The 15061-nt window shown below is 41.3% G+C and carries 14 protein-coding genes; 12 read left to right on the forward strand and 2 right to left on the reverse strand.

Features of this window, described 5'->3' with window-relative positions:
- Nucleotides 1-24 precede the first annotated feature (24 nt).
- Nucleotides 25-333, forward strand: a complete 309-nt coding sequence (locus V7K32_RS28305; protein WP_334998208.1) for a KGK domain-containing protein — start codon at nucleotides 25-27, stop codon at nucleotides 331-333.
- On the opposite strand, the gene V7K32_RS28310 is transcribed toward V7K32_RS28305, so the two are convergent.
- The gene (locus V7K32_RS28310) at nucleotides 314-586 is read right to left on the reverse strand and encodes a hypothetical protein (protein WP_334998210.1); all 273 of its coding nucleotides are present in this window, start codon (nucleotides 584-586) and stop codon (nucleotides 314-316) included. The genes V7K32_RS28305 and V7K32_RS28310 overlap by 20 nt on opposite strands.
- Between V7K32_RS28310 and V7K32_RS28315 the strand changes: the two genes are divergently transcribed.
- The 6 genes from V7K32_RS28315 (at nucleotide 581) to V7K32_RS28340 (ending at nucleotide 3995) form a co-directional block, all read left to right on the forward strand.
- The gene (locus V7K32_RS28315) at nucleotides 581-778 is read left to right on the forward strand and encodes a hypothetical protein (protein ID WP_334998212.1); all 198 of its coding nucleotides are present in this window, start codon (nucleotides 581-583) and stop codon (nucleotides 776-778) included. The genes V7K32_RS28310 and V7K32_RS28315 overlap by 6 nt on opposite strands.
- Nucleotides 779-790: 12 nt before the next feature.
- Nucleotides 791-1792 carry a tRNA lysidine(34) synthetase TilS gene (gene tilS / locus V7K32_RS28320; protein ID WP_334998214.1) on the forward strand — a complete coding sequence of 334 codons (1002 nt, stop codon included), beginning with the start codon at nucleotides 791-793 and terminating at the stop codon, nucleotides 1790-1792.
- 254 nt (nucleotides 1793-2046) lie between these two features.
- A complete protein-coding gene (locus tag V7K32_RS28325; RefSeq protein ID WP_334998216.1) occupies nucleotides 2047-2541 on the forward strand; it encodes a hypothetical protein in 495 nt (164 codons plus the stop codon).
- Between the two features lie 6 nt (nucleotides 2542-2547).
- Nucleotides 2548-2922, forward strand: coding sequence for a hypothetical protein (locus V7K32_RS28330; protein ID WP_334998218.1), 375 nt, complete (start codon nucleotides 2548-2550; stop codon nucleotides 2920-2922).
- A gap of 50 nt (nucleotides 2923-2972) precedes the next feature.
- Complete coding sequence (locus tag V7K32_RS28335; protein ID WP_334998221.1) at nucleotides 2973-3110, forward strand: hypothetical protein; 138 nt, start codon at nucleotides 2973-2975, stop codon at nucleotides 3108-3110.
- 147 nt (nucleotides 3111-3257) lie between these two features.
- Nucleotides 3258-3995 carry a choice-of-anchor K domain-containing protein gene (locus tag V7K32_RS28340; RefSeq protein WP_334998223.1) on the forward strand — a complete coding sequence of 246 codons (738 nt, stop codon included), beginning with the start codon at nucleotides 3258-3260 and terminating at the stop codon, nucleotides 3993-3995.
- A gap of 229 nt (nucleotides 3996-4224) precedes the next feature.
- Here the strand turns inward: V7K32_RS28340 and hmpF are convergent, their stop codons facing one another.
- Nucleotides 4225-5982, reverse strand: a complete 1758-nt coding sequence (gene hmpF, locus V7K32_RS28345) for a pilus motility taxis protein HmpF (protein ID WP_334998225.1) — start codon at nucleotides 5980-5982, stop codon at nucleotides 4225-4227.
- 380 nt (nucleotides 5983-6362) lie between these two features.
- On the opposite strand from hmpF, the gene V7K32_RS28350 reads away from it, so the two are divergent.
- The 5 genes from V7K32_RS28350 to V7K32_RS28370 form a co-directional block, all read left to right on the forward strand.
- Nucleotides 6363-7541: a response regulator gene (locus V7K32_RS28350; protein ID WP_334998227.1), complete on the forward strand. Its 1179-nt coding sequence runs from the start codon at nucleotides 6363-6365 to the stop codon at nucleotides 7539-7541.
- A gap of 319 nt (nucleotides 7542-7860) precedes the next feature.
- Nucleotides 7861-8226: a response regulator transcription factor gene (locus V7K32_RS28355; RefSeq protein ID WP_012412195.1), complete on the forward strand. Its 366-nt coding sequence runs from the start codon at nucleotides 7861-7863 to the stop codon at nucleotides 8224-8226.
- Nucleotides 8227-8239: 13 nt separating this feature from the next.
- Nucleotides 8240-8770 carry a chemotaxis protein CheW gene (locus V7K32_RS28360; protein WP_334998229.1) on the forward strand — a complete coding sequence of 177 codons (531 nt, stop codon included), beginning with the start codon at nucleotides 8240-8242 and terminating at the stop codon, nucleotides 8768-8770.
- Entirely contained in the window at nucleotides 8767-11715 is a 2949-nt protein-coding gene (locus V7K32_RS28365; RefSeq protein WP_442938820.1) for a methyl-accepting chemotaxis protein, read from the forward strand. Before V7K32_RS28360 ends, V7K32_RS28365 begins: the two co-directional genes overlap by 4 nt.
- A 189-nt stretch (nucleotides 11716-11904) precedes the next feature.
- A partial coding sequence (locus V7K32_RS28370; RefSeq protein ID WP_334998231.1) for an Hpt domain-containing protein occupies nucleotides 11905-15061 on the forward strand: 3157 nt, incomplete at its 3' end.

Here is a 15061-nt window from a genome sequence, read left to right on the forward strand (position 1 = left end):
TAGATTTATTGACAGGAGATTTTTATGGAAGATGGATTCGAGATACTAAACCATGATGAAGTTGTGTCTATAGAACCAGACACTTTTAATAAGTTAAATATTGCTAAAACTTTTAAAGTTCGTGATTTAATTACAGCAATTAAAGAATATATTGGAGCCGAAGAAACAGATGAAGTAAATTTGTATACCCAAGGATTAAATTGTGAAGTTTTGCAATTCAGTACTCAGGGATGGAAAAAAGGAAAAGTTAGACTTGCTTTAGAATTTTGTCCAGAGGATTCTGAATCACCACTTGATGAAATTTTTCAAAGACTTAAACAAGTGGAAAATTAATATCCAATGAGCAAAAGATCCCCGATTTATCTAATAAGGAATTGGGGATCTGAGTCTTTCGATGTTTGCAAATAAAATAGGATGTGCTGAATTGTTGTAAAATCCTGTTTCCACTATCAGGGTCAAGAATTACCACATCAAACTGTTTTCCTCGATGAGATTTATGCCATTCTTGATACCATTTGCGGATTTGTTCAGCTAAAGCCACAGTACCACCCACAATGCCAATAATAGTAGCGAACCATTGGTGCACCTAGTCCTGGCGATCGCTAGTCGCGCTTATCTCGGTAATCCCAAACTACCCACGATTTTTTACCAGTTGGTTGAGGTCTACTACCAAGTCCAAAAGTTTACCGGCAATGAACGCATTCTCTCTACCACTTTCCCGGAACTAGCGTTAACTGTTAAACAAGTTGTAGCTGCAAGTCAAATCCAAAAACTATGAGAAGTTATAAAAATGGTATGGACTCCTCTACACGCAAAAATCCATCGCACAATCCGATCGCGCCATTTATTTGAACGCAACCAGCGTCTATTAATCGCTGTCTCCGGCGGACAGGATTCTTTGTGTTTAATAAAATTACTTTTAGATTTACAATCCAAATTGGGATGGGATTTAGGTATTGCTCACTGCGATCATCGTTGGCGTTCTGACTCCGAAGCTAATGCTGATCACGTCGAAAATTTAGCTAAAACTTGGGGTACATCCTTTTATTTAGAAACAGCGATCGCTCCTATAAATAGTGAAGCTGCTGCACGCGATTGGCGCTATCAAGCTTTAAGTGCGATCGCACAAGCAAATAATTATCAATATATCGTTACAGGACACACCGCAAGCGATCGCGCCGAAACTCTCCTCTACAACTTAATTCGCGGTACTGGTGCTGATGGACTGCAAGCCCTGACTTGGCAACGCCCTCTAAATACAGGCATTATGCTAGTGCGTCCACTGTTAGAAATTACTCGCTCACAAACAGAGCAATTTTGTCAAGAATTTAAATTGCCAATTTGGGAAGATTCCACTAATCAAGATTTGCAATATGCCCGTAACCGTATTCGCCAAGAGCTAATACCATATTTACGGCAAAATTTCAATCCCCAAGTAGAATCAGCCTTAGCCCAAACAGCAGAACTTCTTCAAGCAGAAGTGGAATATCTCGAAAAAGCCGCCCAGGAGTTGCGGGATGGGGCGATTTTATTGGGCGTTGGGGATGATGAAGATTCCCTTGCTCCTCTTATTGCCTTACGGTTAAATCGGCGAGTATTGCAGAAAGCACCACTGGCGTTGCAACGTCGGGTGATGCGTCAGGTATTGCAGCAAATATTGACTGATGCGCCCAGTTTTGAACACATCGAAAAATTAACAGCTTTAATTATAGCGCCGAACCGATCGCAAACCGATCCATTTCCTGGTGGTGCGATCGCTCAAGTAGAAGGCGACTGGATCTGCTTGAAATAGTTACTGGAGTTTAGACTAAAAGCGATATGAGGGAATGCAAGGCTCGTTCGACAAAATAAAGACTCTTGATTGTCCAGAAAATATTATCCCGATTTTTCTTAATATGAGGATTTAAAAATATAACATTTTTTTGTGAAGGGAGTTCCAGCGCCCAGAGCTTTAATCATTATTCACCCCTGATGAATATTACGTATAATTATACGTGTAAACTCATTGATTTGATTGAATCGGCGTTGACTGAAAACGTATATCCTATGTCTATTGGGACTTTCGGCAATATCTACTCAGATGAGCTAATTACAGCCACTGAGTTGAATCGTCAGCCTGGGCGAGTTCTGGACAAAGCTTTAGAACATCCAGTAACAATTACTCGCAACGATCAATCTTTTGCTTTGTTGCGCCGGGAGGAAGTAACTTTTCTCGTGAAGGCAGCAACACAGAGTAAAGCTGTGTTTGAAGCATTAACCGTCGCTTTTTCTTTGTTACTTGGTCAGGAAATCGGCTTGGAACATCCTTATGGATGGCTGAGTGTATTTGAAAAAGATGATCTGCAAGACTTTATCAACGAGCTAAGTGAGGCTTTTCGGTTGATAGATTCTTCTCCTACAGCATGGGAGATGATTGACGCGCTCATCCATGAATGGCACGAAAGCGCCATTGCGATCGCCAGCCCTGAACTGTTAGCAGCTTTTAATGCGGAAACTGATGAAGTACCATTAGCCAAACCATCTGCTTCTTGTGCCGTGTGAGAGAGTATGTCAGACAATCCCCCAGAAAATGCAATAGTAGAGAATGTGGAGCCGCCAGAAGTTAAACTGACGGCTCCAGCATTATCTGAGATAGAAAGCACTTGGTTGGTAGTAGCTAAAAATCGTCGAGTGAATCGGGACTGGGAAGCTTTAATGCAGCGCCATCCAGAAAACACACGTCGTTGTTATGAGGATTTATGTACTGCACCAACCACCAGACAGCCTGGGCGTGTTTTCCCTTTGAAGGGCAAACCCTATAAAGGGGCATGGGAATATGAGGTAACAAAAGCGGACAGAGTATTTTATGTTCCTGATGAAAAACAGTTGAAAGTCGTTGTTTACTACGCAAGAAAACATCCAATTTCTGCACCCACACCCTAATAGAGACAAATAGAAAGTTAGTTACTTCCTCTCGGTTTTTTGATAACGCTTTGGCTATCACTTCACTAGTAATTCTGGCTGAGGCATTAAACTTTGGAGAGTATGAAGCAACTGAGCGATCGCAAACGGCTCCATTTCCTGGTGGTGCGATCGCTCAAGTAGAAGGCGATTGGATCTATCTCAAATAATTTTGAGTGCCAATACCAATTATATATTTTGATTGTTAGTATATTTCATGACTACTAACATTATATTTAATTAGTTGACAATTTTTATTGTTAACTATATCATACACCCGGTATTATGTAATTCCAAAAAAATACTGAGGTGATCAGGTGTTTCAACTAAATTTATCTGTTAGCAACGTCCTATCTACTATTGTGGTTACTGTAACAGCAGTTAGTTGGTCTTATCAAGCACAAGCTATAACTATTGCTGGTTCTTCTAGTGGGACTTGGATAAATCCCGAAGCAGGGGCGGAGAACCCTAACGCTGTATTCTCAGGTTTTGGTAATGTATTCCAATGGGGCGCTCCTAACGGTTTTGGAACTGGTTCAAATGAGCTTTCATTTAGTGGGAATTCATTTTCTACCAGTAACGACTCTTTAGTTAAACTAGGAGATTTAACTTACTTCAATGGAATCACATTAACAGGTACTCTCATTGATTCTGTATCGCTTAATACTTTAATAAGTGTAACTATTCCCAGTCTACTCGATCAGAATTTTACGTCTAAAGTTAAACTTAGTACTACACTTAATACAGGTGTTCTTGATCTAGATGCTGATTCTATCTTTTTGCCAAATAGATTTCCCAGCCCAACATTTAATTTAGATGGAACTCTTACAAGACTTGAAATAGTTGGATTTAGTAAGGATGGTGGTGCAACAACTTTTAGTCAATTGCGCGTTTTTGAAGGTAAAAGTGATCGAGCAAGTCTGTATGCTAAATTTGTTACTATTCCTGAACCATCTTATACAGGGTTACATATGTTAGCTTTCAGTAGTTTAGGTGGAGCCTACGTACTGAAACGGAAATTGAGACGACAAAAACTAGTTACTAACAAGGGCTAAAATAAATTTTTCCTATTTTCTTAGTACAAAATTTCAAAAGTTTGTACCGTTATCGAGCCTTGCCAAACCTTAGCAGTAAGTAGCTCACTTCGTCACATATTTATGAAATACTGTACTTACTTACCCTTTTGGGTTAAGGCCTGTATTGGAGCAGGCGTTAAGTATTTGTAGTTTAATATCAACAGCTTATACTTATGGATAAGCCGCCACCTTTAGCACTCAGCACTTGTTAAGACGCTAACAATTGTGGCTGAGATATCAAACTTTGGAGAGTGTGACGCAACTGAGCGATCGCTTGGATTTGATAATCACCAGTTTCCTCGAATTGATCCAAAGATTCTCCAATTAAGAGCAGCTTTTGCCGTAATCCATCTAAAGAATCCTGAATTGGTTGTAGTGCTTCTTGATAAAGATTCACCCGACCACAGCATTCAGCAGTTGTTCTTCGTAGAGATAGCAAATTTTCCTCCACCGCTTTGAGTTCTTGGCGCTTTTCATCCAAATCGTGAGTTTGATTGTCAATCATTCCCTGATTTAGCTCAATACCAGAACCAATCCGATCAATTTCACGTTCCAGCTTTTGAACTTCCTGTGAATATTGTTGTCGCTGGGTTTCAATTTGTAACAGAATCGGTTCTAAATTAACTTTATTACCCTCTTTTTCATCAACAACAGTATGTCCTTGTCGCCGCAGCAATACAGCTTGGTGTTGCTTGAGAAACTTTTGATGCTGTAACATATTGCGGCGTTGTCCCACTAAGCTGGAGTTTAGCATCTGATACATATCTTTTTCATCTGTTAATTCCAGTTCCAAATTGATATGGTCTTGGTCAGATGCGTGATTTAATTTAGTTTGGAGTTCTTCTATAGCTTCTTGTTTATATTTCAATTCTTGTTCTTGATCGTGAACAAAGCTAGCATCTATTTCTAACTTATACTGCAAATCTTGGACTATCTTTTGCAGTTCTTCTAAAGGCATTTTCTCTAAAGCTTCCACATCAGCTTGCTGTCCGAGAACTACACCAGACGTTGCGGACAAAGAGTGAATCTGTTGATATAACTCCTCGGCGTTTCGTAGCTGCTCTTTGATTATCCGAGCATACTCTTGCTTGCTGTTAAAGTCTGCCGTGTTTATCTGCAATTGGGCTGTGTGCTGGACTAGAGAATTTTGTGCTTGTTGCAGTGCATTTTGGCGATCGCTAAAGGTTTGTGACAAACGCTCGACTTCTTCTTGCTGTTGTGCGATCGCACTTTTTTGCTCCTCCAGTTTTTGCCAGTGCGGGGTAAGAGTCGCTTGCTGCTTTTGGACCAATTCCAAAGCCAGATGCAGGTGTTCTCTGACTGTTTCCGTGGGAGCCACACGACTAGACAACCGATCGAGTAACTCACTCATTACCCGACCTTGCTCCTCATCTAAAACCGTCCCCTGTTGGAAATCCGTAAGACGTTCCTCCAAGCGACGCTGCTCACCCCGCAAATGCTCCCAAGCGCCTTCCAATTCTAGGCGGTTGCGCTCAACTTCTGTTTGTAACCGTTCAATTTCCTGGCGGGATGTGTCAACTTCTTGTTTTTGCTGCTCCAGTTGTTGCAATTCATCCTCCAATAGTTGCAACTGTTCAGAGCGTACTTCCATGTCCATCTCACGGCGATTCAACTCTTGCGCCTGAAACGTCAGCGATTGCTTCCACTGATCAATTTCATCTTCCTTGAGCTTAAATTTCTCCAATTGGCGGGAAAAATTCTGCAAAATGTTGACTAGTGGCCGCCCTGCTTCTTGAATCCGTTGCACTTGACGATTTGGATTCAGTTCAACCAGTACCAAAGCACCATCATTTAATTTGCTTGCGTCCTCAGCCGCAATCACTTCTTCTGACACAGGACTCCAATTCTGGTCAGTTCGCTGACAAGCTAATAGTTTTAGTTCAGTTTTGCCACCGCCACTGAGTAAACCACCTTTCTGTTTTTGTAATTCTGCTAAATACAGCACACCGTTAGTCCTTTATTGATGCACTTAAAGTTTATGTTTTGGGATATACCTTAAATAATTCTGTTAACTTGTCTCACTGAACCAAAGCTTAGGAGAACAAGACCGACAAAACTATAGACGCGAGATATTACGTCTTGATACTTATAAAAGTGAGTTGGTCGCGCCTTTATATTTTGTACTGATGACGGTGATGATGACTTCCGTGTTAACACTAGCTTTGTCAAAGTGGATTACGAAAGATTAAACTTTATAGCTGAATCTATAGCAATTCTCCTTTGGATGCAACAGATTGTAGGGAACATTGGTTGTATGTGTCAATTTAAGGCCAAACCCATTTAAAAATAATATTAACGGCATTACAAGGAGTATTTTTTAGGTAAATGCAGGGAAATTTAAATGAAATTGATATTTGCAGTATCCTGCAATTGATTGAGTTGGGACAACGAACTGGACAACTATGGGTAAGAGCTACTAGCTCTCACCACAACAACAAACTGGGTGGAGAGGGAGCAAGCATTTATCGCCTCAAACAACACTCTTGGTTCGTCTTTTTCCTCAATGGTCAAATTATCTATTGCCAAGAAGGTGAGAGTAATTTATCCAGAATTAGCGATTATTTACCTCATTATCGAGTCGAGATGCGACTTAGCGACAAACAAATAGCCTCTTTACCATCAATCGACGCGCCAGAGTATGCCTATCTGTGGGCGCTCTTGGAGCGGAATATTATCAACCCCAAGATCGCTGGTAGTATTATTCACGGCTTGGTACATGAAACTCTCTTTGACCTGCTAAGTTTACACCAAGGGAACTTTATTTTCCATCAGGATGCGGCACTTGCCCCGCAATTAAACACCTTCGAGATTGCGCCATTTGTTACAAAAATTACCAAGCAGGTGCAAGAGTGGAAGCAGCTGTATCCCCATATTCAGTCTCCAGAACAATTGCCAGTGCTATCTGACAAAGTTCATTTACAATCCTCGCTACCAGAAGCAACCGTAAGTAAGCTACAACATTGGGCTGATGGTAAAACATCCTTGCGTCAACTAGCTCGCTATCTTAACCGAGACATTTTGACAGTTGCTAAGGCAATATATCCTTATGTGCAACAGAGTTGGCTACAACTAGTATATCCAGACAATACTAAACCAGATGCCCACACTGATAACGAGGAATTGAAGAGAAAACACAGGGGGCGAATAGTATGTATTGACGATGCGATCGCCATCGGTGAGACTATAAATTCCATCTTACAAGCACAAGGTTATGAAGCGATCGCTCTCACCAATCCCTTAGAGGCACTGAGTCTGGTTTTTCAACTCAAACCGGATTTAATTCTATGCGACATTGCTATGTTGGAATTGGAGGGGTACGAAGTTTGCTCTATGCTGCGACATTCAAGAGCATTTCGGGTCACACCGATTATCATGCTCACTGGTAAAGATGGATTTATTGATCGAGTCAAAGCTAGTATGGTCGGGGCAACAGATTATTTAACAAAACCATTTACAGACACTGAGTTACTTATGCTCGTAGAAAAATATATCAACAACCAATGAAACTAAGGCATTCAGAATTGGGCAGAATAATTTTAGAATCTGGATTTTGGATTTTGGATTGAAAAATCTAAAATCTAAAAGACGCTCAATGATTCGCTATCCCAAATTGAGGGGCATGGGCATATAAACACATAGAAGATTTGTTGATCTATTAAAAGATCAGTTAAAAGATGTTATCACAGAGTCAGCCAACTTAGTGAAACGTCAATATCCAGGAAAATAGTGAGAACATACAATTAATTTATACAGTTAATACTTGCGGGGGAATCAAAGAATGTTCCAAATAGGAACGTCTACATCAGGGGGTAAATAGACACTTATGAGCACAGTTCTGATTGTGGAAGACAGTATCGCGCAAAGGGAGATGATTACAGACCTCCTGAAAGCAACTGGCCTAACAGTAACTCATGCCAGTGATGGATTAGAAGCATTGGAGGCAATTCAAGTAGCACCTCCCGATTTAGTGGTATTGGATATTGTCATGCCTCGAATGAACGGCTACGAAGTTTGTCGGCGCTTAAAATCCGATCCAAAAACCCAAAATGTCCCTGTGGTTATGTGTTCTTCCAAAGGCGAAGAATTTGATCGCTATTGGGGCATGAAGCAGGGTGCAGACGCCTACATAGCCAAACCATTTCAACCAACCGAGTTGGTAGGAACAGTCAAACAACTGCTGCGAGGATAAGGACAAAAACAATATGGTCAGCAAACCGGACTTTTTAAGTGGCAGTGGTCAAGACCATTTCCGACCAGAATTACAAGTAGAAAGTCCTGAAGGTGAGTTACATTTGAGGTTTTACATTCCCTCGCATCAGGAGTTTGCACTACAAGCAACTGGCATTCGGGAGGTAATTGAACTAAGTCCTGATAGAATCACCCCGATTCCTAATGCTTCTCCTTTACTTTTGGGTACTCTAAATTTACGAGGTCGAGTTATTTGGGTGGCTGATTTGGGTCAATTTCTTGGGGAAACAAGTGCATTAAACACGGATAGAGCTGAAATTCCGGTGATTGCTGTTGAAGAGCAAGACACAATAGTGGGTTTAGCAGTAGAGGAAATTGGTGGCATGGACTGGTTGGATGTCCAGAATCTCATGCCACCAACTAGTGTTCCAGATACTATGGCTCCTTTTTTACGTGGAGAGTGGTTATTAGATGCTAAAAACAATCAGTGTCTGCGACTGCTCGATCAAATGGCAATTTTACGGAGTGCTAGGTGGGCAGGATGAAATTGGAGGAGGAAATGGCAGCAAGTATTGATAATTACGAGCCAACATATCAACAGGCGATGACCGCCTATGTTCAAAGGAATTATGAGGTTGCCGCCACTTTAGTTGACCAAGTGGTGCAAAATTTACCAAATGACCCTAATTCCCATTTGTTAAGGGGTCACATCTACTATGTTTTACAGCAGTATGATGTCGCCAAAGAAGAATATCAACAGGTATTACACTTGACTGACGATCAAGAAATTATTGGTTTTGCCAATAATGGAATTGAGAATATCAATCAATATTTACAATCATTCGGTGGGGAGATTGATACATCAGATAGTCAAGAGCAAATCAATTCCCCAGAGATGTCTGATGCACTGGCATATAACGAACAAGAATTAGAACATTTAGGATCTACTGAGGAGTTTGACAGCAATAACCTTGATTTGAACTTTTTTGGAGAGCATCAAGAAACTGTAAATGACGGTGAAGAACTATCTTCCAAAAGCCCATTTGATATAGCAACAGAAGATACTCTTGGAACAAGAAAAATATCAGATTCTTCTACAGCTTTTGGTGACGATCCTTTTGCATTCAATGAAGAATTACACGAAAAAGAGTTAAATAGCAGCAATTTTGATCAAAAAACAGAATTAGAGTTGCCTACTTTTTGGCAGGAAGATGTATCAGAAGAAAGTCACGAAGAATCATTAGAAAATACTCATTTTTCAGATACTAGGATAAATTCTGATTACGGAAATTCAGCTATTGACAATAATAACTCTTCATATTCTAATTCCAAAACTGGGAATCACGAGAATAATTTACCTGATTTGTTGAGTGAGCCAAATTCTCCAGAGCCTAATTTTGGCAACTTAGAATATACAAACTCTACTTTAGGAGACGAAACTTTAATTCTTGTTCAAGAAGTTAAAAAGAGTGCCTCAAAAAATAACAATATTCAATATGATTTGCCGGAAACCAAAGCACCCGATTGGTTGAAGTCAAAAAGTTTTGCAGCAGAAGAAGCCTTTGTGCCAGATTTATCTGATGAGGCTTCATCTTTTAGCAGCAATCTACCTAAAAAAGAAAAGGAGCTTAAATCAGGCGAAGTTATCGGTAAAAATAGCTTTGATGACGATGATAATTTTGATATGGAAGCATTTGAGTCTGCCTTTGGCTCAGAGGGGTTAAGCCCTTATGAAGACTCAAACAATATACTGAATGGAGAAAATTCTAAAAGCAATATAGAATTTTTAGATGACTTTGAAGAATTTGATGATTTAGGTAATATTCCAGGATTTGACCTGCTCGAAGGAGATTCTCACTTCGGCGAGGGAGCAATGCATTCTGCTCCATCAGAAATCACCAGTGGGAGTGGACGCTCTCCAGTCGTGGAGGCTTCTGCAAGTAGTGCAGCCGATCGCGAAGAGGAATTATTCACCATGACTGGTTCCCATGAAGGAGTTCCAGTCTTTAGCCAAACAGATGTCTCAAAACTAGAACCCAGCGTCAGCGTTGAGCAAGGATGGTTAGCACCATTAGAAAATGCCTCCATAGAAAGGAAACAATGGTTAATTGCTGGAAGTGTGGGCATTGTTTCGGCGCTGGTTGTAGCCACAGTTAGCTTTGTCGCTACCACATTCTCGCCAGCCCAACAACGAGAATCAGTACGAAACACAGGTTGGGCAATGTCACTTGCAGCTGGGATTGCAGGTTTTGCTACCGCAGGCGTTATGGGGAATCTTGCACTCAAACAAATTCGGCGCACAACGAACGATCTCCAAGCTCAGTTTGAGGCTGTACGTCAAGGAAATTTGAATGCTCAAGCCACAGTATTTTCCGAAGATGAATTGGGACATTTAGCTACTGGCTTTAATGAAATGGCGCGGGTAATTTTCACGACTACAAGTGAAGCCCAACGGAAAGCCGATGAACAAGAGGAAGCCAAAGAAAACCTGCAACGCCAGGTAATTCGCCTCTTGGATGATGTGGAAGGAGCTGCTAGAGGTGATTTAACAGTCCAAGCTGAAGTTACAGCCGACGTATTGGGAGCGGTAGCTGACGCTTTTAACCTGACAATTCAAAACTTGCGGGATATTGTACAACAGGTAAAAGTGGCGGCGAAGGATGTAACAAAAGGTGCAACCAACTCTGAAACTTTTGCTAGAGCCTTATCTAGTGATGCTTTGCGCCAAGCAGAAGAATTGGCAGTGACGCTAAATTCTGTACAGGTAATGACAGACTCGATTCAACGGGTAGCAGAGGCGGCGCGGGAAGCTGAAACCGTTGCTCGTGATGCTAGCACGATCGCTCTCAAAGGTGGCGAAGCAGTAGAAAATACTGTGGCGGGGATTTTAGAAATTCGAGAAACCGTTGCCGAAACCACTCGAAAAGTGAAACGGTTAGCGGAATCTTCTCAAGAAATTTCTAAAATTGTGGCGTTGATTTCTCAAATTGCTTCCAGAACAAACTTACTGGCACTCAATGCTAGTATTGAGGCGGCAAGGGCAGGAGAAGCTGGACGCGGGTTTGCGATCGTAGCAGACGAAGTGCGCCAGTTAGCAGACAAATCTGCTAAATCCTTGAAGGAAATTGAACAAATTGTGATGCAAATCCAAAGCGAAACAGGCTCTGTAATGACCGCGATGGAAGAAGGCACACAACAAGTAATTAAAGGGACAAAATTGGCAGAAGAAGCCAAGCGATCGCTCGAAAATATTATTCAAGTGGCGAATCGCATCGATATTCTTGTACGCTCGATTACCAGCGACACTGTAGAACAAACTGAAACCTCCCGCGCCGTCGCTCACGTAATGCAATCAGTAGAACTTACCGCCCAAGAAACTTCCCAGGAAGCACAGCGAGTTTCAGGTGCCCTACAACATTTAGTAGGTGTATCCCGTGACTTGATCGCCTCCGTTGAACGTTTCCGAGTGGAAACTACAGAAACCAGGTAACAAAGTTACGAGTTAGGAGTGAGGAGTTAGAAATAAAAATCACAACTCACATCTCATAACTCATAACTGGGAAAAAAGTTAGGAGTTAGGAGTGAGGAGTTAGAAATAAAAATCACAACTCACATCTCATAACTCATAACTCATGATTCATAACTCATAACTCATAACTTATAACTCATAACTTTTGCTATGCTGCCGGAACAACAACAGCGGATTTTGGGTTACTTTATCGAAGAAGCCAGGGATCACCTGAATACCATTGAGCAGGGCTTGCTGAATTTAGAGGGTACCCTGAACGACCCGGAAATGATCAGTGAAGTCTTCCGGGCGGCTCACTCCATCAAAGGAGGAGCGGCGATGCTTGGATTGACTAGCATCCAGCATACCTCTCACCGTCTAGAAGATTGTTTTAAAATTCTCAAAGATAATCCGGTTCAGATTGACCAAAAGTTAGAGTCTTTATTTCTCGGTGTATCTGATACCCTGAAAGCCCTATTAGAGCATTTGAGCGGCCCTTATGGTCTTTCGGAAGATGCAGCTAATACTTTGATGTCAGAAACGGAGCCGGTCTTCCAATGGCTGTATCAGCATCTGGAACTACTTGTAGAACAAGGAAAAAATAGAGTAGCTAGCACAACAGAACTACAAACAACCTCTCTAGAGAATGTCTCCACACTTACAGAACTTTTCCTGCGGCGAGATATTCCCAGTTTGGCAGAAGACACCAATCAGGAATCTCCAGAAATATCGTTGTCGGTAGCACCCCAAGAGGTGCGAAACAACGCTGCGCTAACGCCAGTAACCGCCAAAGAAAATAATAATTGGGGCGAATTTCAAGCCCAGGTGCTGCAAAGACTGCGGGAAATGTTGCAACTGTTTAAGCAAACAACAACACCCTCAAATCGACAAAACCTTCAGGAATGCTGTTACCAGTTAGTCAGACTTGGGTTAACTTGGAACTTGTCCAAGTGGTGTGGCTTGTGTCAAGCAGCAGCCAGTGCCATCGGTAATCCTGAAAATACCTATCTGACGTTAGCTAAAATTGTCATTACCGAAATCAAGCAAGCTCAAGAATTAGTCCTGCAAGGTAGAGAAGCCGAAATTGCAATTAGTCACCAACTAGAAGCGCTTTTGAACTTTGCAGAAATTGAGTTATTAGAATTTAGCACAGATTTGTTTAACGAACAGTCTGCACCTTTAACAAAATCATCAACTGCCTCAGAGCCAATTGTATCGGTTAACACTGAGCCGTTAGTCATAACTAACCTAGTCCAAACAACTGAAGAACTTAATCTAGACGAGGATACTAGCGATCGCGCAGCCTCTTCTCTACCAGAAGCTGCGCCAACGAGTCCGCCAGCGTCCGGCTACGCCAACGTTAAGGGCGATCGCCCCTATGTTCAACAAGGGACACCACTAAACGCTGCTACTCACACTAGTCTTAGTTTCACCACACATGACGAAGTACATCCAATCAGTAGTAATCTTGACCTCAATGGGCCAGAGGTAGGAATAGCTGAGTTAAATACCCTTGCCGATTTATTTGACGGTGAAACTCCCGAACTAGATGAAAGCTGGCATCAAGAAGAAACCTTAGATATTGTTGCTACAGATGATTTTGGGATTGATTTTAGCAGCACTGACGCTAAGGATGCTCATAGCGATTTATCCGATTTTCTCTCCTTTGATGAAGGCACAATCAACAAGCAGCACCCAACAATCGCAGCCACGACAGAAGATTTATCCCTGTTATTTGGCGAAAATTTCCTAGAAAAAGAGAACTCAGAACCGCAAAATCAACAAACATCTGCTACGACTTTAGAGTTAAGCGATATTAACGTACTTGATCTAAATTTAGACTCTTCTTCCCAGGATTTACAAGAATTTATTGATATTTCTAGCGATCCAAACCTGCCTGATGATGTCAACAAAAACCATGTAGTTGAAGATTTATTGACACTGGCTCTAGATGATGATGATATAGAATTTTTCCCTACAGGCGAAGTAACTCAACCAGAAACAGAGGCGAACGCCTTTGGGGAACCATCTACCAAGCAACAAAACACTTTTGATAACTTATTCTTAGATACTAGAAATGCCAATTGGGTAGAAGAAATTACCCCTAGTGACTACATAGAATTACCCCAGGAAACAGGTTTGTCTTTAGATAACCTATTTGCTGAAATGGAAGAACAGTCACTACTGTCTACAAGTGAACCAGAACTCAGTGATTTATTTGATACATCTCCAGCAACAGCACCTGAGTTTTCTGAATCAGAAAATGATCTGAGCAACTTCTGGAACCAGGAAACCACAGAGGAACAGTATGAATTCGATTCCTTAATTGAGCAAAATGTGGAGAGGGCGTTAGAGGAGAGTTTATTTGCTGCGACTAATGACATTTTTAGCGATAGTCAGCAGCTAATACCTTCTCCTATAACCAGTTTTGACATAGAAGAAGATTTTGATATCAATTTTCAGCAGCAAGAGGAGCTAGATTTGATATCATCAGATTCTGAAGATGATTTCTTTGATGAGTTAGCAGCGAGTAACTCAACTATTTCCCCTGCAATCAGCGATCGCATACAGCCTTCCCCGCCGGAAACGCCTTTGTTGGCGCAGCATTTAGGGGAAGAAATTATCAAGCGATCGCAACAACCAGAAGCTTTAGATTTTGCTCCAGAATTTACTAATCAGCCCCCAGAGATATCTGCTGTTGATCTGGAACTTGATTCATTCAACCCTTTCGATGAAAATCCGCAACTGCTGTTTGAGGATATAGCTACATCCACCTATATTCAGATGGAAACCACAGAAAATACTGTGGATATATCGACTATAGAAAATTCTCTAGATAACAGTTTTGGAGAAACTTCAGATTTAGCATCACTTCAAGCACAGTCAGATGATTTATTCGGCTATTTCGATGAAAATCCACAACTATTGTTTGATGATGTCGCTACAGACTCCACAGATAATACTGCGAATATATCGGCTATAGAAAATTCTCTAGATAACAGTTTTGGGGAAACTTTAGATTTAGCATCACTTCAAGTACAGCCAGATGATTTATTTGGCTATTTCGATGAAAATCCGCAACTATTGTTTGAGGATGTCGCCACATCCACTTATATTCAGATGGAAACCGCAGATAATCTGGATATATCGGCTATAGAAAATTCTTTAGATAACAGTTTTGGGGAAACTTCAGATTTAGCATCACTTCAAGTACAGCCAGATGATTTGCTCGGTTTCGATGAAAATCCGCAACTATTGTTTGAGGATGTCGCCACATCCACTTATATTCAGATGGAAACCGCAGATAATCTGGATATATCGGCTATAG

This window comes from Nostoc sp., from assembly GCF_036917635.1.
Classification (GTDB): domain Bacteria; phylum Cyanobacteriota; class Cyanobacteriia; order Cyanobacteriales; family Nostocaceae; genus Nostoc.